The sequence below is a fragment of the Rubricella aquisinus genome, assembly GCF_014199445.1.
In the GTDB taxonomy this organism is placed as follows: Bacteria; Pseudomonadota; Alphaproteobacteria; order Rhodobacterales; family Rhodobacteraceae; genus Rubricella; species Rubricella aquisinus.
This window is the reverse complement of the sequence record NZ_JACIJS010000002.1, coordinates 169878-189211: the sequence shown is the minus strand read 5'-3', so window position 1 is coordinate 189211 and position 19334 is coordinate 169878. Positions and strand designations below refer to the sequence as shown.

At 60.4% G+C, this 19334-nt stretch carries 19 protein-coding genes; 9 read left to right on the top strand and 10 right to left on the bottom strand.

Translation table 11 applies throughout. The features are described from left to right. Window positions 1-66: 66 nt before the first annotated feature. From FHS89_RS04055 to rpe, 3 genes are all read left to right on the top strand, one after another. The gene (locus FHS89_RS04055) at window positions 67-783 is read left to right on the top strand and encodes an OB-fold-containig protein (RefSeq protein ID WP_184008799.1); all 717 of its coding nucleotides are present in this window, start codon (window positions 67-69) and stop codon (window positions 781-783) included. A 23-nt stretch (window positions 784-806) separates the two neighbouring features. After that, window positions 807-2477 carry a flotillin family protein gene (locus FHS89_RS04050; protein WP_184008797.1) on the top strand — a complete coding sequence of 557 codons (1671 nt, stop codon included), beginning with the start codon at window positions 807-809 and terminating at the stop codon, window positions 2475-2477. A gap of 101 nt (window positions 2478-2578) precedes the next feature. Continuing rightward, entirely contained in the window at window positions 2579-3262 is a 684-nt protein-coding gene (gene rpe / locus FHS89_RS04045; RefSeq protein WP_184008795.1) for a ribulose-phosphate 3-epimerase, read from the top strand. Here the strand turns inward: rpe and FHS89_RS04040 are convergent. Then, window positions 3249-3797, bottom strand: a complete 549-nt coding sequence (locus FHS89_RS04040; protein ID WP_184008793.1) for a lipid-binding SYLF domain-containing protein — start codon at window positions 3795-3797, stop codon at window positions 3249-3251. The two genes, rpe and FHS89_RS04040, sit on opposite strands and share 14 nt — an antisense overlap. A 149-nt stretch (window positions 3798-3946) precedes the next feature. On the opposite strand from FHS89_RS04040, the gene FHS89_RS04035 reads away from it, so the two are divergent. Next, window positions 3947-4324, top strand: a complete 378-nt coding sequence (locus tag FHS89_RS04035) for a DUF2237 family protein (RefSeq protein WP_184008791.1) — start codon at window positions 3947-3949, stop codon at window positions 4322-4324. Here the strand turns inward: FHS89_RS04035 and FHS89_RS04030 are convergent. Then, entirely contained in the window at window positions 4317-5417 is a 1101-nt protein-coding gene (locus FHS89_RS04030; RefSeq protein WP_184008790.1) for a PQQ-dependent sugar dehydrogenase, read from the bottom strand. The genes FHS89_RS04035 and FHS89_RS04030 overlap by 8 nt on opposite strands. Before the next feature lie 36 nt (window positions 5418-5453). After that, window positions 5454-6455: a porphobilinogen synthase gene (gene hemB / locus FHS89_RS04025; protein WP_184008788.1), complete on the bottom strand. Its 1002-nt coding sequence runs from the start codon at window positions 6453-6455 to the stop codon at window positions 5454-5456. Window positions 6456-6585: 130 nt separating this feature from the next. Here hemB and FHS89_RS04020 point away from each other — a divergent pair, with 130 nt between their 5' ends. Together FHS89_RS04020 and mfd are read left to right on the top strand one after the other, a co-directional pair. Beyond that, entirely contained in the window at window positions 6586-7110 is a 525-nt protein-coding gene (locus tag FHS89_RS04020) for a hypothetical protein (protein WP_184008786.1), read from the top strand. Window positions 7111-7172: 62 nt separating this feature from the next. Further along, entirely contained in the window at window positions 7173-10625 is a 3453-nt protein-coding gene (gene mfd, locus FHS89_RS04015; RefSeq protein WP_184008784.1) for a transcription-repair coupling factor, read from the top strand. On the opposite strand, the gene FHS89_RS04010 is transcribed toward mfd, so the two are convergent. Both FHS89_RS04010 and FHS89_RS04005 read right to left on the bottom strand, forming a co-directional pair. Further along, entirely contained in the window at window positions 10626-10868 is a 243-nt protein-coding gene (locus tag FHS89_RS04010) for a hypothetical protein (protein ID WP_184008780.1), read from the bottom strand. Then, entirely contained in the window at window positions 10868-11515 is a 648-nt protein-coding gene (locus FHS89_RS04005; RefSeq protein ID WP_184008778.1) for a DsbA family oxidoreductase, read from the bottom strand. Before FHS89_RS04005 ends, FHS89_RS04010 begins: the two co-directional genes overlap by 1 nt. 81 nt (window positions 11516-11596) lie before the next feature. Here FHS89_RS04005 and FHS89_RS04000 point away from each other — a divergent pair, with 81 nt between their 5' ends. Together FHS89_RS04000 and FHS89_RS03995 are read left to right on the top strand one after the other, a co-directional pair. Further along, the gene (locus tag FHS89_RS04000) at window positions 11597-12220 is read left to right on the top strand and encodes a helix-turn-helix domain-containing protein (protein WP_184008776.1); all 624 of its coding nucleotides are present in this window, start codon (window positions 11597-11599) and stop codon (window positions 12218-12220) included. Between the two features lie 15 nt (window positions 12221-12235). Next, entirely contained in the window at window positions 12236-13066 is an 831-nt protein-coding gene (locus FHS89_RS03995; RefSeq protein ID WP_184008774.1) for a hypothetical protein, read from the top strand. Here the strand turns inward: FHS89_RS03995 and FHS89_RS03990 are convergent. Next, entirely contained in the window at window positions 12956-13996 is a 1041-nt protein-coding gene (locus FHS89_RS03990) for a patatin-like phospholipase family protein (RefSeq protein WP_184008772.1), read from the bottom strand. The genes FHS89_RS03995 and FHS89_RS03990 overlap by 111 nt on opposite strands. Next, window positions 13993-14778 (bottom strand): 3-hydroxybutyrate dehydrogenase, encoded by a 786-nt coding sequence (locus FHS89_RS03985; protein WP_184008770.1) that lies wholly within the window; start codon window positions 14776-14778, stop codon window positions 13993-13995. The genes FHS89_RS03990 and FHS89_RS03985 overlap by 4 nt, the downstream gene beginning before the upstream one ends. A 268-nt stretch (window positions 14779-15046) precedes the next feature. On the opposite strand from FHS89_RS03985, the gene FHS89_RS03980 reads away from it, so the two are divergent. Continuing rightward, window positions 15047-16834, top strand: a complete 1788-nt coding sequence (locus tag FHS89_RS03980) for an extracellular solute-binding protein (RefSeq protein WP_184008768.1) — start codon at window positions 15047-15049, stop codon at window positions 16832-16834. Here FHS89_RS03980 and FHS89_RS03975 read toward each other — a convergent pair. The 3 genes from FHS89_RS03975 to hfq form a co-directional block, all read right to left on the bottom strand. After that, window positions 16797-17534, bottom strand: a complete 738-nt coding sequence (locus FHS89_RS03975; RefSeq protein ID WP_184008766.1) for a DUF502 domain-containing protein — start codon at window positions 17532-17534, stop codon at window positions 16797-16799. The genes FHS89_RS03980 and FHS89_RS03975 overlap by 38 nt on opposite strands. 106 nt (window positions 17535-17640) lie before the next feature. Next, entirely contained in the window at window positions 17641-18939 is a 1299-nt protein-coding gene (gene hflX / locus FHS89_RS03970; protein WP_184008764.1) for a GTPase HflX, read from the bottom strand. Window positions 18940-18950: 11 nt separating this feature from the next. Then, entirely contained in the window at window positions 18951-19190 is a 240-nt protein-coding gene (gene hfq / locus FHS89_RS03965; RefSeq protein WP_184008762.1) for an RNA chaperone Hfq, read from the bottom strand. Window positions 19191-19334 lie beyond the last annotated feature (144 nt).

The following is a 19334-nucleotide window of genomic DNA, read 5'->3' as shown; positions in this document are numbered from 1 at the left end:
GATCTTGTAACAAAGCTGCCATTGCATTATATACCATGGTATGCAGAAAAATATAGACACCCATAGATGGGAATAGATTTCCTGTCCTCCGAAATGCAGCCGTTCTTCGGGGCGGCTGCATTGCTCGCCGCACTGATTGCACTTGAGATCATCGCATTGCTGTTTGGCGGTTCGCTCCTTGGACTTGGTTCCGAGGCGGATGTTGATATTGACGTCGATCTAGACTTGGATGCCGATCTTGACGTCGACCTTCCCGCAGGGGTCGAGCTTGACCTTGACGGCCCAGTGGCTGGGGACGAGATGGACGTCGCACAGACTGCAGGCGGGATGTCTGGCATCTGGGTTTGGCTCGGTCTTGGCCAAATCCCGGTGATCATGTGGTTCGGCGCGCTCCTTGCTGGGTTCAGCGGGGCGGGCGTTCTGATCCAATATGGCGCGCAAGCCGTCTTGGGTGCCCCGTTGGCGCCGCTTTGGGCCAGTCTTTTGGCGCTACCCCTTGCAGTGCTATTTGCGCGGGAGGTTGGCAGCCTGATCGCCCGCTTCATGCCAAAATCGGAAAGCAGCGCCGTCAGCATTCGCAGGCTTGGATCGCGCCCCGGTGTGATCACTCAAGGCACCGCTCGTGAAGGCAGCCCGGCAGAGGCCCGCGTGCGCGATGTCCACGGGAACCTGCATTATATTCGCGTCGTCCCGGCTGCTGGCGGAACGAACATTCCGCAAGGAACACATGTCATCATCCTGCGCGACCGTGATGGTACGTTCCGCGCATACCCAACCGAGTAATCCATTTCATTAAAGGAGACATTATGGACAGACTTAGCCCAACCCTTGTGCTTGTTTTTGTATTCGTGGCCCTCATCCTCTTTCTGGGATTGGTGGCGTCACGCCTCTATCGCCGCACCACACGCGAGGTTTCTATCGTCAAAACCGGTGCTGGCGGCAAAAAAGTGATCATGGACGGTGGGATATTTTCCATCCCGATGCTGCACGAGATTTCATATGTGAACATGAAAACCCTGCGCCTTGAGGTGCAACGCTCAGCCGATGCGGCGCTGATCACGCGCGACCGGATGCGGGTCGATGTGGGGGTTGAATTCTATGTCAGTGTCAACGCCACCGATGACGGCATCAGCCGCGCGGCACAAACGCTGGGCGACAGAACCTTCCATGTGGATCAGTTGCGCGAGATGATCGAAGGTAAGCTGATTGATGGTCTGCGCTCCGTAGCTGCGCGCATGACCATGGATGAATTGCATGAGAACCGCGCTGAGTTCGTGCAGGAAGTGCAAAATGCCGTGTCCGAAGATTTGCTCAAGAACGGCTTGGAGCTTGAATCCGTATCGCTCACCGCGCTGGATCAGACACCCTTTGAAGCCCTGGACGAGAACAACGCCTTTAACGCCGTCGGGATGCGTAAATTGGCAGAGGTCATCGCACTCTCTAAGAAAGAACGCGCCCAGATTGATGCGGAGGCCGACGTGGCCGTGCGCCGTGCCGCGATGGAGGCGGAGCGTCAGAAATACCTGATCGAGCGGGATGAAGAGACCGCGAAGATTTCGCAAATTCAGGAGCTGGAGACCCTTCGGTCCGCGCAGGAAGCCGAAGTTGCCCGCCAGCGTGAAGCCGCCGAACAGGCACGCGAGCAAGCCCGGATCAAGCGGGAGCGTGAGGTGCGGGCCTCCGAGATTGAGCGAGAGCAGGCCATCCGTGCCGCTGAGATCGCCAAGGAGCGTGAGGTCGAGGTGGCCGATCAGGAACGCCAGATCATCATCGCCAAGAAATCTGAAGAGGAAAGCCAAGCGCGGGCATCCGCTGACACGGCGCGGGCCGAGGCAACAAAGGCACAAGAGGCAATTGAGACCGCACGGTCCGTCGCAGCCGCCGAGCGTCAAAAGCAGATTACGTTGATCGAAGCCACACGCGAAGCGGAGCGCCGGGCAACTGCCCTGCGGGTCGAGGCGGAAGCCGAGAAAGACGCTGCGACAGATCGCGCCACCGCCCGCCGGGAAGAGGCGCGCGCAGAGGCCGACGCTGTCACGATCAAGGCAGAAGCCAAGAAAACCGACCTGCTTGCACAAGCCGAAGGTCAGCGCGCCATCGTGGATGCGGAAAACGCCCTGAGCAGCGCCATTGTCGACATGAAGGTGGCCCTCGCCCGTTTGGAGGCGATGCCGGCGATCGTTGAACAGATGGTCAAACCTGCGGAGAAGATCGACTCGATCAAAATCCATCAGGTCACCGGCCTTAATGGCGGTGGCGGGTCCAAAGGTGATGGGTCAGGGGGCGGAACCCCGGTCAATCAGGCAATGGACTCGATCCTTGGCATGGCCTTGCAAATGCCCGCAATGAAAAAGCTGGGTGAAGAGCTTGGCATCTCGATGGAGGATGGGCTTGCGGGTGTTGTGGATCAGGCTTTGACCGGTCCGACATCGGACCCCAAAGCAAAGCCCACAGCCGAAGACGCCAAGGAGCTGTGACAAAAGACGGGGCATCGTGAAAACGGTACCCCGTTTCATTTGGATATTGCGCCATTCGCCCGCGCGCGTTAGGTGACCGCCAAGCAAAAGGAGCATCCGCCATGTCCTTCGACCGTTCCATCAAGATTGCGCCCTCCATCCTCGCCGCCGATTTCGCGAATTTCGGGGCTGAGATTAAGGCGGTTGAGGCGCAGGGGGCCGATTGGATCCATGTCGACGTGATGGACGGCCATTTCGTGCCGAACATCACCTTTGGCCCGGAAACCTGTGCCGCGATCCGACCCCATATCAAGACGGTGATGGATGTTCATCTGATGATAGCACCAGTCGATCCCTATATTGACGCGTTTGCCCGCGCGGGTGCGGACGTGATCACCGCGCATGTGGAGGCAGGCCCCCATATTCACCGCACCTTGCAAGCCATTCGCGGGGCAGGCTGCAAGGCCGGGGTCGCCCTTAATCCCGGCACGCCCGCGGAGAGCATTGAATATGTGCTGGACCAAATTGATCTGGTTTGTGTGATGACGGTGAACCCCGGATTTGGCGGGCAGAAATTCATCACCTCGGGCGTGGAGAAAGTGCGCCGCCTGCGTGCGATGATCGGGGATCGCCCGATCCATATCGAAATTGATGGTGGGATAACGCCCGAAACCGCGCCATTGATGGCGGAAGCCGGGGCCGATGTGCTGGTCGCAGGCTCCGCCGTGTTCAAGGGCGGGTCCGTTGCCGATCCCGCGCCTTATGGGGCAAATATCCGGGCGATCCGCGCCTCTACCGCGAAATAGGCGAGTATTTCGCGCCCTCAAGGGCCGCCGACAGCATCGCGCCATCCTGCCCAAACGTGACCGACACGATGGGGCGGTTGGACAGGGCGGTGCTGGCGGAAAGGTCAAATCCATCGCCTTCGCCCGTGATTTCCGCGCCAGCGGACAAATCCCACCCATCGGCGAGGCGGAATTCGCGCAACGCTTCTTCGGTCAGGAAGAAAATCGCCTGTCGGGTGATCTGAGCGCCAAGCTGAAGCCCGAAGGACGCCGCCGCCACCGAATAATAGGCGACCTTGACCCCTTCCACGATCAGCGCGCCCTCGCCGTAAGCGCCCCCCACGAACAACCCCGCCTTGCGCACATCGGGCATCACAAGCACGCCTTTTGCCCGGCGGAACAGCTCCTCCGATCCGGGGCGCTGCGCGAACAAGAGGGCCAATGCGCTGTCCACGCGGGCGTCGATTGTGGCCCGGTCCGCCGCGCGCACGGCATTGGGAACCGCGCCCAAAGCGAGCGCGCCGGCCATCAGGCCGCGTCTGTTGAGAATGGTCATTTGCCTGTTCCTCGTTTGGTTAGCCTGCTCTTAACCCTGTTATCTGATCTCACGCCGGAACTTTAAGGGTTCTTCAATAGTATACCACGATAGAGAAGTTGGGTAGGGTCAAGGGTGAATGAACAATGGCGGAACGGGCGCGTGGGACTGTGATCGCAGATGAGTCGGTAAACGTATTTGGTGAGCAGCTTATCGCCTGCTCCGCTGATCCCTTGACGGGATGGTTTCGCAACGGGTCGTGCGACACATGCAGTCAGGATGGCGGATCACACACGGTATGTGCGCAGATGACCGATGCTTTCCTCGCGTTCTCGAAAGCGCAGGGCAATGACCTGAGCACAGCCCGGCCCGAATTCGGGTTTCCGGGGCTGAAGGCCGGGGACTATTGGTGCCTATGCGCCAGCCGCTGGATGGAGGCATTCAACGCGGGCAAAGCGCCCAAGGTGAAACTCGCCGCCACCCATAAGCGCGCCCTTGAGGCATGCAGCTTAAGGGCGTTGCGCCAATGCGCGGTCGACCTCAATTAGGCGTCACACGGTAAAGCGCACCATCGCTCGCATCCGTGAGGAACCAAAGCGCCCCATCGGGGCCCGTGCGCACGTCGCGCACGCGGCCATAATCGCCCGCGAACAGTTCTTCCTCGCCTAGAACCTTACCATCTTCCATATCAAGCCGCACGATCATCTGCCCGGCGAGCGCGCCGACAAACAGGTCACCCTGCCATTGCGGAAACAGATCGCCCGCGTAGGACGTGAGGCCAGAGGGTGCAATGGACGGATCCCAATAATGCACCGGCTGTTCCATGCCTTCTTGCGCCGTGCCGAACCCGATCTTTCCGCCCGTGTAATGCGTGCCATAGGAAATGAGCGGCCAGCCATAGTTGCGGCCCGGTTGCGGATGGTTCAATTCGTCGCCGCCGCGCGCGCCATGCTCCACCGTCCACAGGCTGCCATCAGCGGCCATGGTCGCACCCTGCACGTTGCGATGGCCATAGGACCATGTCTGCGCAATCGCATTGTCCGGCTGTTCAATCGGATTTTCGGGGGAGGGCGCACCCTGCGGCGTGATGCGGATGATGGAGCCGATCGCGTTGGACGGATCCTGCGCCTCTGGCCGCTCCCCCCGGTCGCCAAAGGTCACCCACAAATCGCCATTCTCAGCCACCACGATGCGAGAGCCGTAATGCCTGCCTGACCGCAGCGGCGGGTCTTGCACGAAAAGGTCCGTCACATCATGCAGCGCCGGTCCGAAACGATCAAAGGTCGCGGCGGCCACCGCTGTGCTGCTTTCGCCAAGGCTGCGATCCTTGGCATAGGTCAGGTACAAACGATTGCTGCGCTCAAAATCATGGGCAAGGGCGATGTCCAGAAGCCCGCCTTGCTGCCGCGCCACGACCGTTGGTACGCCGCGCACACGCTCCCGCCCCAGATCGGAGATCATCCAGAGCGTGCCGCCCCGCTCCGTCACCAAAATTTCCCCTGTGGGCAGAAATGCGAAGGCCCAGCCGTTTTCGATATCCGCGGCGATTTGGGTGACTTCGACGGTCCCGTGGGACGTCTCATAGGTATCCGCCAGCGCAAGGCCGGGCAGGGCGATCAGGGCACAGAGGGTGCGTAGCATGTCGGGTCTCCCATCGTCAGGTGGCCCGATAGGCGGTCAGCCCGCCTTCAACCGTTTGGCCACATCCAATGAGAAATAGGAGAGAATGCCGTCACATCCAGCCCGTTTGAACCCGGCAAGGCTTTCCATCATCGCCTTGTCCCCGTCGATCCAGCCGTTTTGCGCCGCCGCCTGGATCATCGCGTACTCGCCGCTGACCTGATAGGCGTAGGTCGGCGCCCCCAGCTCCCGCTTCACCCGGGTGCAGATATCGAGATAGGGCATGCCCGGCTTGACCATGACCATATCCGCACCTTCCGCGATGTCCTGTGCGACCTCCCGCAGGGCCTCATCGCTGTTGGCTGGGTCCATCTGATAGGTTTTCTTGTCGCCCACCAGCGCACCGGAGGCGCCCACGGCGTCCCGAAACGGGCCATAAAAGGCCGATGCGTATTTCGCGGCATAGGACATGATCGCGGTGTCCTGATACCCTTCGCGCTCCAGCGCGCGGCGCAGATGCGCGATCCGGCCATCCATCATGTCCGAGGGGCCAAGGATATCTGCGCCTGCCTCGGCATGGGCGAGCGCCTGTTTTTCCAGCCCGATCAGGCTCTCGTCATTGAGCACGACACCATCGCGGACGATCCCGTCATGGCCCAGCGAATTATACGGATCAAGCGCCACATCAAGCATGATGCCAATCTCGATCCCAGCCGCGCGCACGGCGCGGGTCGCCTGATTAACGAGGTTTTCGGGGTTCCATGCTTCCTCGCAGCCCGGCGATTTGCGCGCGGGCTCGGTATAGGGAAAGAGCGCGATCACGGGGATGCCAAGCGCGGCTGCCTCTGCCGCGGCGTCGGGGATCAGATCGACACTGCGCCGCGCCACACCGGGCATGGAGGCCACCGGCTCCAATTCGTTCTGCCCCTCCCGCACGAAAAGCGGCCAGATCAGGTCACTGACCGAAAGCGTCGTTTCCTGCACCAGATTGCGCATCCATGGCGTGCGGCGCAAACGGCGCGGGCGGCTCAGCGGGTAGGGCGCAAAGGGAGCGGGCATATGTCAATCCTTCGTTACATCTGTCGTCTTGTGTCGCATGGCGCTGCCAGTCCGCTCAAGGGGCAATTTCGTCCCTTGCCCCCCGCGCCCTGCCGCCTATTGTGTGGAGTGCTACGCAAAAGGGCAGGCGATGTTTGACATTCTGGAACATATCGACCTGACCAGCTTCACCACGCTTTGGTACTGGATTTTCCTGTGTTTGACATGGAACAGCGTGACGCACCGCACGATGGGCGTGCCGTTTGATATGATCATCAGGGCGGATGGAGACGAGGCGCGGTTTGGCGCGGACCTAGACGCGCTGGCCCATGCGCAGGCCCATCGGTTGACCTATATGTTCGGGCGGTTCGGCGTGGTTCTGATCGGGGTGGCGGCCTTTGTCGTGGGGGCGCTGGCGGCAGCGGCCTTTGTGCTCGGTATCCAATTGGCGCAAGCCATGTTCGTGGTGGCGCTGCCAGTCATCATCGTTTGGGCCAATGAGGTGCGGCTGGCCTATATCGTGCGGCGGGGAGCGGGGCTATACGGCACGACCCTGCGGCGGCGCATCGTGCGGTTTCGCTTTTATCATCAATTGATTGGACTGTGGTCTTTGGTCATGGCCGCACTGGGCACCTCCTATTACGCCTTCGCGATGATGAGCCGCACGGTCCCCTGATGGAGGCCATGGCGTGAGGTGAAGGCTTGCCCTTCGCGCGCGCAGGCGCTACCTCGCGCGGCATGACACGCACTTCCCCCCTCACGCCCGGTCGTCTGCTTGTTGGTGGCGCACCCGAAGGATTTGACGCGCAACTGATTGCGGAACTGTCCGCTAAGGCTGACGGCCCGGTGATCCATGTCGCACGGGATGACGCCCGGGTTGCGAGCCTTCGCGAAACGCTCGGCTTCATGGCGCCTGATTTGCCCGTGTTGGTGTTCCCGGCATGGGATTGTTTGCCTTATGATCGGATTTCGCCGAATGCTGAGGTCTCCGCCGCGCGGATGGCGACGCTTGCCACACTCGCGGATGGGTTCGACCGGCGGGCGGTGATCCTGACGACGGTGAACGCGGCCACTCAATATGTCCCGCCGCGCGCGACCGTGGCAGAGAGCGCCTTTGTCGCCGAGGTGGGCCGTACGGTGGACGAAGCAAAACTGCGCAACTTCCTCGTCCGTATGGGTTTTTCGCAGACGCCCACAGTGACGGAGCCGGGCGATTATGCGATCCGGGGCGGCATTATCGACATCTTCCCGCCGGGCCGGGGCGGGCCGGTGCGGCTTGATCTGTTTGGGGATGTTCTGGACAGCGCGCGGCGGTTTGATCCGGAAACCCAACGCACGATTGAGCCGATCAAGCGGGTAGAGCTTGCGCCCGTGTCCGAGGTGATCCTTGATGACGCGGCGATCACCCGGTTCCGCGCCGCCTACAGGCAGAATTTTGGCGCACCATCCCCCGATGACGCACTCTATGAGAGTGTCAGCGCGGGGCGCAAACATGCCGGCTATGAACACTGGGCACCGTTCTTTCATGGGGAGATGGAGACGCTGTTCGACTATCTGCCCGGCGCGCCCGTGTCGCTTGACGATCAGGTGGAGGCAGCGCGGCTATCCCGCTGGGATATGGTCGCAGACCATTACGACACCCGCGCCGAGGCGCTGAAAAACAAGGTTAAAGGCGGGTCGCCCTACAAACCCGTGCCGCCGGGGATGCTCTATCTTGATCCTGACGCATGGGACGTGGCGATGGCCGGGCGCCCGCTGCGGCAATTCTCCCCCAACCCGACGCCCTCTGGCCCCGGTGTGATTGATGCAGGCGGGCGCATCGGGCGCAGTTTCGCGCCAGAGCGCCAAAGCGAAGATATCAACCTTTTCAAGGTGGTGGCAGACTACCTTCACGACCGGTCTAAAACCGGTGGCGTTCTGGTGGCCTGCTATTCGGAAGGCTCGCGCGACCGGATGAAAACCCTGCTGGCGGACAGCGGCGTGCCGGGTTTGCGGCTCACCGATCGCTGGTCGGATATGGGCGGTAAGGGCGATCTGGCGCTGGCCGTCTGGACGCTGGAGCAAGGCTTCTCCGCGCGTGGCGTCACCGTTGTGTCGGAGCAGGATATCCTTGGCGATCGGCTGATCCGGTCGGGTAAGCGCAAACGCCGGGCTGAGAATTTCCTGACCGAGACGCAAAGCCTCACGCCCGGTGATCTGATCGTGCATGTGGATCACGGTGTCGGAAGGTATTTGGGGCTTGAAACGGTGGAGGCGCTCGGCGCGCCGCATGAATGCCTCAGCCTTGAATATGCGGGCGGGGATAAACTCTACCTCCCGGTCGAGAATATCGAACTCCTGACCCGGTTTGGGCATGAGGAGGGATTGCTCGACAGGCTCGGCGGTGGTGCGTGGCAGGCCAAGAAGGCCAAGCTGAAAGAGCGGGTCAAGCTCGCCGCCGAACGCCTGATCCGTGTCGCGGCAGAACGCGCGATCCGCAAGGCACCGATCCTGACCCCGCCCGATGGGATGTGGGACGAATTTTGCGCGCGCTTCCCCTATACCGAGACCGACGATCAGATGGCCGCGATTGAGGATGTGCTTGACGACATGGCCAAAGGCACGCCGATGGACCGGCTTGTTTGCGGCGATGTGGGGTTCGGCAAAACCGAGGTTGCCCTGCGCGCGGCCTTTGTCGCGGCGATGTCGGGCGTACAGGTCGCCGTGATCGCGCCCACGACGCTGCTGGCCCGTCAGCATTACAAGAATTTCGCGGAACGGTTCCGGGGCCTGCCGATCAATGTGCGGCAAATGTCTCGTTTTGTTGGACAAAAGGAAATGGCCGCCACGCGCGACGGGCTCTCGCGCAACGCCGTGGATATCGTCGTGGGCACCCATGCTCTGCTCGCCAAGGGCGTGCGTTTCGCCAATCTGGGTCTGTTGATCATTGATGAGGAGCAGCATTTCGGGGTGCAGCACAAGGAACGGATGAAGGAGCTGCGCTCCGACATTCATGTGCTGACCATGACCGCAACCCCGATCCCCCGGACCCTGCAACTGGCGCTGTCTGGCGTGCGGGAGATGTCCATCATTGGCACACCGCCCGTGGATCGGCTCGCCATCCGTACCTATGTCAGCGAATTCGATCCGGTGACCGTGCGGGAGGCGATCCTGCGCGAACATTACCGCGGCGGGCAGATTTTCTATGTCTGCCCCCGGATCAGCGATTTGCGGGAGATCGAGGAATTTTTGCGCGAGCAGGTGCCGGAAATCAGCTTCATCACCGCCCATGGACAAATGGCAGCGGGTGAGTTGGATGAGCGGATGAATGCGTTTTATGACGGGCGATATGATCTGTTGCTTGCCACCACGATTGTGGAAAGCGGCATTGATATTCCGGCTGCCAACACCCTGATCGTGCACCGCGCCGACAAGTTCGGGCTGGCGCAGCTTTATCAGATCCGGGGCCGTGTGGGGCGCGCGAAACTGCGCGCCTATGCCTATTTCACCACCAAACCGCGCCAGAAACTGACCCCGCAAGCCAGCAAGCGGTTGCGGGTGCTGGGCAGTCTCGACAGTCTTGGCGCGGGGTTCACGCTGGCGAGCCAAGACCTCGATATCCGGGGGGCAGGGAACCTCCTTGGGGAGGAGCAGTCAGGGCAGGTCAAGGAGGTCGGCTACGCGCTCTATCAGGATATGCTGGAGGAAGCGATTGCCAAGCTGCGCTCGGGGCAGGGCGAAGGTGTCACCGACTTTGACGGGCAATGGTCGCCGCAGATCAACCTTGGCGTCCCGGTCCTGATCCCTGAGACCTATGTGACCGATCTGGATGTCCGGCTTGGCCTTTATCGGCGCCTTTCCGCGCTGGAGAAAAAGGTGGAATTGGAAGGCTTCGCCGCCGAATTGATCGACCGGTTCGGCCCCTTGCCCGAAGAAGTCGACACGCTGATGAAAATCGTGCGGATCAAGGCAATGTGCCGCCGCGCGCATATCGGGCGCATTGATGCCGGGCCAAAGGGTGCGACCGTGCAGTTTCACGAAAATCGCTACGCCCGGCCCGAAGGATTGGTGCAGTTTCTGGAGGATCAGCAGGGCCGCGCGCGGATCAAGGACAATAAGGTCATCATCGCGCGCAACTGGCCCGATGGGGGCGCGCGCATCCGGGGCTGTTTCTCAATCGCGAAAGACTTGGCGGTGCTGGCGAAGGGCTGATCAGTCTTGATCCTTGCCTGCGCGCTGATAGGTGCCTTCGGGCAGGTTCAGGGCTGCGACCAGATCCTTGACTTGCCCATCCGAGAGGCGGATGCGGTTCACCATATCGGTATGCGCATCCGCCTGTTCGAGGATGACGCCATCATCCTGAATATAGATCGTCACATCCCCATGCACCGCATCGCCGTCGTCATCAACGAGGGTGACGAGCGTGCCGTCGAACTCATGCTCGATGGTGAACATCAGGCGGTTCCTTTTGTGCCGTCGAGCGACAGAATGTCCTGAATGACGCGCTCCCACAACTCAGGGGGCTGGGCACCGTTCACCACATGACGCCCCGCGACGATGAAAGTGGGGACAGAATTTACGCCCATCGTGCGGGCCTGTTTGTCCTCATCAATCACCGCATCGCGGTCCGCGTCGGTGCTGAGCGCGCGGACGATGACATCCCGGTCAAGCCCCGCGATCTCTGCCGCATCGGACAGGACGGCGTGATCGGAAATGTCCTGCCCGCGCGTGAAATACCGCTCAAACAATTCCTGCACGAGTGGCGTCTGGTGTCCGGCTTGCGCGGCCCAGCGGATCACGCGATGCGCGTCGATGGTGTTGGGCGTGCGCTTGATCGCGGCGAAATCCACGTCCAGCCCGTCAGCCTTCGCGGTTTCTTCGATCTGGGCATAAAAGCCCGCCGCCCGCTTCTTCCCGAATTTCGTTTCCAGATAGGCGGTGCGGTCCACCCCTTCGGCGGGCATGTCCGGGTTCAGCTGAAAGGGCCGCCATGTGATCTCAAACGGATTGACGCCAGCCGCCGCCATCGCCTTTTCCAACCGGTGTTTCCCGATATAGCACCACGGGCAAATCGGGTCTGAAAGAATGTCGAGCGTTATCATGGGCGGCCTTTCCTGTTTCCCCATAGATAAGGGGGAAAGCGGGAACTGGAAATATCCGATCGTTCACGATATGTGGCGTGCATGAGTGAAACACCCGCCCCATCCGTTCTGCAAATCGCCCGCGCCAATGGCGGGGAGGAAGAGGTCGTGCCGCTCAACCTTGGCGCCCGGGTCCGCGCCCTGCGGCAGGAGCGGAACTGGACGCTGGAACAGGCGGCGCAAAAGGCGGGGCTTGCCCGATCTACCCTGTCGAAGATCGAGAACGAACAGATGTCGCCCACATTCGACGCGGTGCAGAAACTCGCGCAAGGGCTTGGCATCAGTGTGCCGCAACTCTTTACCCCTGCCAAAACGGACGCGCCGATGGCCCGGCGCGCGATCACCAAGGCGGGGCAGGGACAGGCCCATGTGACCGCGACCTATGAGCATGAAATGCTCGCCGCCGATCTGACCCGGAAAAAGATGCTGCCCTATCGCGCCCGCGTGCGCGCCCGCCGGATGGAGGATTTCGACGGCTGGGTGCGCCATGACGGCGAAGAATTCCTGTATGTCCTGACCGGGCGCATCCGCTTTTTCACCGAACATTATGCCCCCGTGGACATGGCCCGAGGCGACAGCGCCTATTATGACGCGGCGATGGGGCATAACGTGGTAACGATTTCTGAAGAAGATGCGGAAATACTCTGGGTGACGACACTGGATTGAGCCCATGGAGGGCGCATGATCGCCTATCCCGGCCTCTATTTCCTTGATGTGCCTAAAACGGGCACGACGCGGATTCGCGATATTCTGGATTTCGCGTTGGGGCCCCCCGTGGACCTCGCGCCGCATCGTCCGCTGCCGCGTCAGCCGGATCGGGGGTATTTGCGCCTTTTGTCGGTGCGCGCGCCCTTGCCACTTTACCTCTCGCTGTTTCGCTATGGGTGTGACGGCCGCGGGCGGTTGTATCATCGGTTGGTCGCGGCGGGGCAGGGCGCGCTCTACACACCCGATCAGGATGGCTTTGCGCATTGGCTCGCTTGGATGATGGAGCCGCGCCATGCGGACCATATTGGGCTCGGCTATGGCGCGGGCGTGATCGCGCGCCAGATCGGTTTTGCGAGCCACATGACCCTGAGCCTCGCCATTCCGGGTGCGCGCGGGGTGTTGGCGCGGGCGCGCAGCCAGTTTGATCTGACAGCGCGCTTGTCTCGCAGGCGGTTAAGGCCGGATGGGCTGATCCGCAACAGTCATCTGGAGGCGGATCTCATCGCCTTTCTGAGCTGTCATGCCGATCGTTTGCCGCTGCAACACAGCATCGCGCAGATCAGCGAATTTGCTCAACGCGAAAGGCGCCCAAATGCCAGTCGGGGTGGGGCCGATATTACGACGCAGGCGTTGCCTGACACTCTGAAAGTACGGGTCAGGCAGCGGGATTGGCCGCTCTATGACCTATTCGGATCAGGAGAACATCTGCCGCAGATCGACACTGCTGCGCGTGCCCAGATCGTCCCAATGGGCGGTGAGGAACGCCTCCGCCGCCGCGCGCCCCTTGTCCCGGAGCCGCTCTAGCAGTGCGCGGTCGGGATGGAGTTTCGTGGCAACGGAGAGTGCCGCCATCGTTTCATCATCGCGGATCGAATGGATCAGCACGTCCTTGAAACTGCGCCCACGAAGGGTGCCATCGTCAATCAGGCGCTTTACGAATTCAATCGCGCGCAATTCCCGCAAAAGGGACGAGTTGAAGGACACTTCATTCACCCGGTTAAGAATACCTTGCGCGTCTTTCGGCACGTCATCGCGTTCAATCGGATTGATATGCACGATCAGAATGTCGCGGGTTTGCGTCGCGTAAAAGAGCGGATAAAGGGCGGGATTGCCGATATAGCCGCCATCCCAATAGGCCTCTCGCTTACCGGTTTCCTTATCCGCGATCTCCACCGCCTGAAACAGGGTCGGCAGGCAGGCGGAGGCGAGGATTGCGTCGGTGCTGATCTCCTCCCCCTCGAACACCTTGATCTTACCGGTCCGCACGTTGGTGGCACAGATGAACAGATGCGGCCCGTCCGCGTGGCAGACATGCCCGAAATCAAGCGCGTCCAGCAGATCGCGCAATGGGTGCACATTCAGCGGGTTCAGGTCATAGGGGGAGAAGACGCGGGTCAACTGCTCCCCCGCGAAATAGCTGGCCTGCGCCTGCGCCTCCGCCAAGGGGGCAAGCATCGGGTTGAGCGCCGACAGCCACCCAACCACCGGGTTGGACACCGTGCCGCGCCGCGCGACTTCGAGCCAGAACGCCTCAAGAGCTGCTTTCGCCTGCGCGCGCCCACCCGACATCAACCCGTGTTTCAGGACCGCCGCGTTCATCGCGCCTGCGGAGGTTGCGGTGATCCCTTCAAAGGACAGCCGCTCCTCCTCCAAAAGTCGGTCCAGCACGCCCCAGGTGAGCGCACCATGCGCCCCGCCGCCCTGAAGGGCGAGGTTGATGGTTTTCTGGCTCAAAGTGCGGTCCAGCCGCCATCAACGCTGATTGTCGTGCCGGTGATCTGCGTTGCCGCATCCGAGCACAGAAACACGACGGTGCCGCCGATCTGCTCTGTCGTGGCAAATTCCTTGGACGGTTGGCGCTCCAGCATCACCTGTTTGATCACCGTTTCGCGGTCCATATCGTATTTCTTCATCGTGTCGGGGATTTGCGATTCGACCAATGGGGTCAGCACATAGCCGGGGCAGATCGCATTCGCCGTGATCGGCTCCTGCGCGGTTTCCAGCGCCACAACCTTAGTCATGCCCACGACGCCATGTTTTGCCGCCACATAGGCCGATTTATAGGGAGAGGCGGTCAGCCCGTGGGCAGAGGCGATATTGACCACACGTCCCCAGCCGGCCTTGCGCATATGGGGCAGGGCAGCGGCCGTGGTGTGAAACGCGCTCGACATGTTGATCGCGATGATCGCATCCCATTTTTCGGTCGGGAAAGTGTCGATCCCTTCGACATGCTGGATGCCTGCGTTGTTGACGATGATGTCGACACTTCCGAACCGCTCCACGGTTTGGTCGATCAGGGCGCGGCATTCATCGGCTTTTGACATATCCGCCTTGATATAGATGGCGCGGCCTTCGGTCCGCTCAGCCAGCTCTGCTGCAAGTGCGTGGTCCTCATCCCGATCGGTAAAGGAATTGAGCACGACCGTGGCGCCCGCCTTGGCCAATTCTTCGGCAACGCCCAGCCCGATACCCGAGTTTGAGCCAGTGATAACGGCAACTTTTCCGTTTAGGGACATGAACAACCTCCACAATGTCGTGGCCCTATATCTACATATTGCACATGCGAAAAACGAGGGGGCGCGGGCCGCAAAACATAAAAAAACGCCCTCCACGAAGGAGGGCGCAAGTTATTGAGGCAGGTTTCATACAGGCTAGAAACCTATCGAGCAGTAACATCAACATACTGAACCACCGCAGAAAACCCAAGATAATTTTTTGCGCGCGGGCCGCGGCTCCTGTAGGATTTCAGGCAATGATAACATAGAGCAGATAAATGGTGCAGAAATGACACGGCTTTTCCTGACACTCTCCGCCGCGCTTTTGGCAGGCAACGCGGCCTTTGCCGAACCACAGCACGGCATCGCCATGTATGGCGATCCGGCACTCGGGCAGGGGTTTGAGCACCTGCCATACGCCAATCCAGACGCGCCCAAAGGGGGTGAAATCGTTTTTGGGGAGACCGGCGGGTTCGACAGTCTCAACCCCTATATCATCAAAGGACGCAGCCCGTGGGGCGTGCAGGCGCATGTGGTCGAATCGCTGATGGGGCGGAATTGGGATGAGCCTTTCTCGCTCTACGGTCTGCTCGCGGAAACCATCGAGACCGGCCCGAATCGCGAATGGGTCGAATTCACGCTGAACCCCGCCGCCCGGTTTTCGGACGGTAGTCCCGTCACCGTGGAGGATGTGGTCTGGTCGATGGAGATTCTGGCCGAGCAGGGCCGCCCGAATTTCCGCTCCTCCTGGGACAAGGTGGAAAGCTGGGAGCAGACGGGCGAGCGCTCCGTCCGGTTCAATCTGACGGGCGGTGATCTGGAATTGCCGCTGATCCTCGGCCTACGCCCGATTCTGAAGAAAGCGGATTGGGAAGGGCAGGATTTCGCTGAGTCGACCACAAGGCCCCTCATCGCCTCTGGCCCCTATGTGATCGGGGATTTTGAGCCGAACCGATATATCGAATTTGATCGTGATCCCGATTACTGGGGCGCCGATCTGCCGTTCAACAAGGGGCGGCATAACCTTGATACCATCCGCTATGATTTCTTCGGGGATGCGGCTGCTGTCTGGACGGCGTTTACCGCCGGGGAAACCTCCATTTTCCGCGAGGGCAACATCACCAAATGGCGGGAGGAATACACATTTGGCCGGGCAGAGCGGGGCGAAATCGCGCAAAGCGTCGTGCCACACCAGCGGCCCTCGGGGATGAACGGATTTGTGTTCAACACCCGCAAAGACATCTTTTCAGACTGGCGGGTGCGGGAGGCGCTGATCCTCGCGTTCAATTTCGAATGGATCAATGACCGCCTGAATGAGAGCGCCTATCCGCGCATCACCAGCTATTTCGCCAATTCGCAACTGGCCTATGAAGGCGTGCCGACGGGGCTGGAACTGGCCCTGCTTGAACCTTATGCCGATGATCTGTTGCCCGGCACGCTGGAAGGCTATGCGCTCCCGAAATCCACCGGCGACGTGCGCAATCGGCGTAACCTGCGGAAGGCAACGGCGCTTCTTGAACAGGCCGGATGGACCATCGACGGTGGGACATTGGTGAATGCAGAGGGCGAGCCGTTCCGCTTTGAAATCCTGCTCCGTTCCACCGCGAATGAAGCCATCGCCAATATTTATGCCGATGCGCTGACCCGGCTTGGGATTGAGGTGGAGATCAACCTGATTGATGGCGCGCAATATACCGAGCGGCGCAATGCCTATGACTACGACATGATCGTCAATCGCTGGTCCCTGTCGCTCAGCCCTGGCAATGAACAGCGGTTCTATTGGGGCGCTGAAGGGGTGGAGACGCCGGGCACGCGCAATTATATGGGCGTCAACAGCCCGGCGGTGGATGCGATGATCGACGCGATCTTGACCTCCAGCACGAATGAGGAATTCGTGGCGGCCACCCGTGCGCTTGACCGCACACTCACGGCGGGGCGCTACACCATCCCGTTCTGGTTCATCCCCGTCAGCCGCATTGCCCATGACAGCAGCCTCACCTTCCCGGAGGCGCTGCCGATTTACGGCGATTGGATCGGCTTTATGCCGGACGTTTGGTGGAGCGAATCTTCCGAATAGTCTCTTTCGACACGGTCTTTACCCCGGCGGCTTTCTCTGCCGGGGTAGGGGGCGTTACCAGCCCTGCGGAGATGATGAGCTTCGCCGCATCCTCCACTTCCATATCCAAGATCACCAGATCTCTGCGCGGCACGAACAGCAGAAAACCCGACGTGGGGTTGGGTGTCGTGGGCAGAAACACGGAGACATTCTCATCCTCGGGCAGTTTTTGGCCGACTTCACCCTTTGTCTCCGTCGAGACGAACGCCACCGCCCAAATGCCCCGTCGGGGATATTCGATCAGCGCCGCTTTTTGAAAACTGGTGTTGGACGGGTTCAGGATCGTCTCCGCGATCTGCTTGATCCCGTTATAGATGGAGCGCACGAGGGGCAGGCGATCCACGACGTGCTCTGCCCAGGACAGGATACGCCGACCAACCAACCCCTTGGTCAAAGAGCCCACAACTGCCGTGAACAGGAAAAAGATGATGACGCCGAACCCCGGCACGTCATTTCCAAGATAGGTCGACGGGTTGTAGAACGCTGGCACCAGCGGCACGACCTGCGCATCAATCAACGTGATGACGGACCACACGACCCAGATCGTCAATCCAACGGGAGCGACGATGACAAGCCCGGTCAGGAAGTTACCGCGAAACCGCTGGAGCAAACTTTGCCGGGGCCGTTTGACGCGGCGATTGGGATTGGGGCGTTGTGCCATGATCGTTCCGTCCTTGCTGCCTTAGCAGATAGGGGAGCAAGTGGTTTTCCGCCAGCCCCCCAAATGTCACATCCTGTAATGCCTAAATCATATAATCATAATTATGTTAAATATATATATCGTCCGGTAGTGTAAGAATGGCTGGAAACTGCTTGGCAAACTGACGTTTTTGCTTATCCGACCACTTCACAAGAACCGTGTTGCCATGCTCATCCGTGGCGACGGATTGTATGAGCTTGCGTGCATGAAGCCAGGCCATTGCTTCCCCCGCCGCGTGGCTCATCTGCAATTCATCCTCAATCTCCACCGGCCGCAGTGCCACATCAATCGCAGAGATGAGCGCGTCCAGCCCTTCACCCGTGATCGCGGAGAGCGGCTGCACATGCGCCTTGCGATTGCCGACATTCAGCGCCGCTGCGCGATCCTCTTGCGGAATGAGGTCAATCTTGTTCCAGACCTCAATCATCGCATCGCGTTTCGTTTCTGTCACACCAAGACTGTCGAGGATGTCGCGCACATCGGCGGCTTGCGCCTCCGTCTCAGGATGGGAGATGTCGCGTACGTGCAGGATCAGATCGGCATCGAGGACTTCCTCCAGCGTCGCGCGAAACGCCGCGACCAGCTCCGTCGGCAGATCAGAGATGAAGCCAACCGTGTCGCTGAGGATCACGTTCGGGCCATCGGGCAATTCCACCGTCCGCATGGTCGGATCGAGCGTGGCAAAAAGCATGTCTTTGGCCATCACATCCGCGCCGGTTAACCGGTTGAAAAGCGTTGATTTTCCAGCATTCGTATAGCCGACAAGCGCGACAATGGGAAATGGCACCTTTTTGCGCGCCGACCGGTGCAACCCGCGCGTCCGCGTCACTTTTTCAAGCTGGCGGCGGATCACGACGATCTGCTCGTCAATCGCGCGGCGGTCCGCCTCGATCTGGGTTTCACCAGGGCCACCGACAAATCCAAGTCCACCGCGCTGCCGCTCAAGGTGCGTCCAGGACCGGACAAGTCGCGTGCGCTGGTAATTGAGCGCGGCCAGATCGACCTGCAAAACCCCTTCGCGTGTCCCTGCCCGATCCGCGAAAATCTCAAGGATCAGACCCGTGCGATCAAGGATTTTGACGTTCCATTCCTTTTCCAGATTGCGCTGCTGGACAGGTGTCACGGGGCCATCAATGACCACGAGTGTCACGTCAAGACCTTCAAGCAGGTCTTTGATTTCCTTGACCTTACCGCTTCCGAATAGTGTTCCTGCCCGCGGATTTTTCAGCGGAACGACACGCGCGTCACAAACCTCAAGCCCGCTCAGGGCATGCGCAAGGCTGACCGCTTCTTCAAGGGCGTGTTCAGGCGCACGCCGTTCTCTCCCGGTTTTGAGGTCGGGATGCAGGACGGCGGTACGCGTCAAAATGGGGTCGCTCAGGCCTCGTCCTCCGGGTCGTAGAGGCTGATCGGTGTGGCTGGCATGATCGTCGAGATCGCGTGCTTATAAACCAGTTGGGACTGGCCATCGCGGCGCAATAACACACAAAAGTTGTCAAACCATGTGACCACACCCTGCAGTTTCACGCCGTTCACCAGAAAGATCGTGACCGACACTTTCTGCTTGCGGATGTGATTCAGGAACGCGTCTTGAAGGTTCTGTTTATCGTTGGGCATTGAATGCTCTCATTATTTTGCGGCCCCATCCCCGGCTGGGCCATATTCCTACTAACCAGTTCGTCCGTCTTGCGCGGGCTGTTCGGTCACGCTCATGAGTTTCACATAGTCAAATGCGACGCAATATCAATTCACAATAGAAAT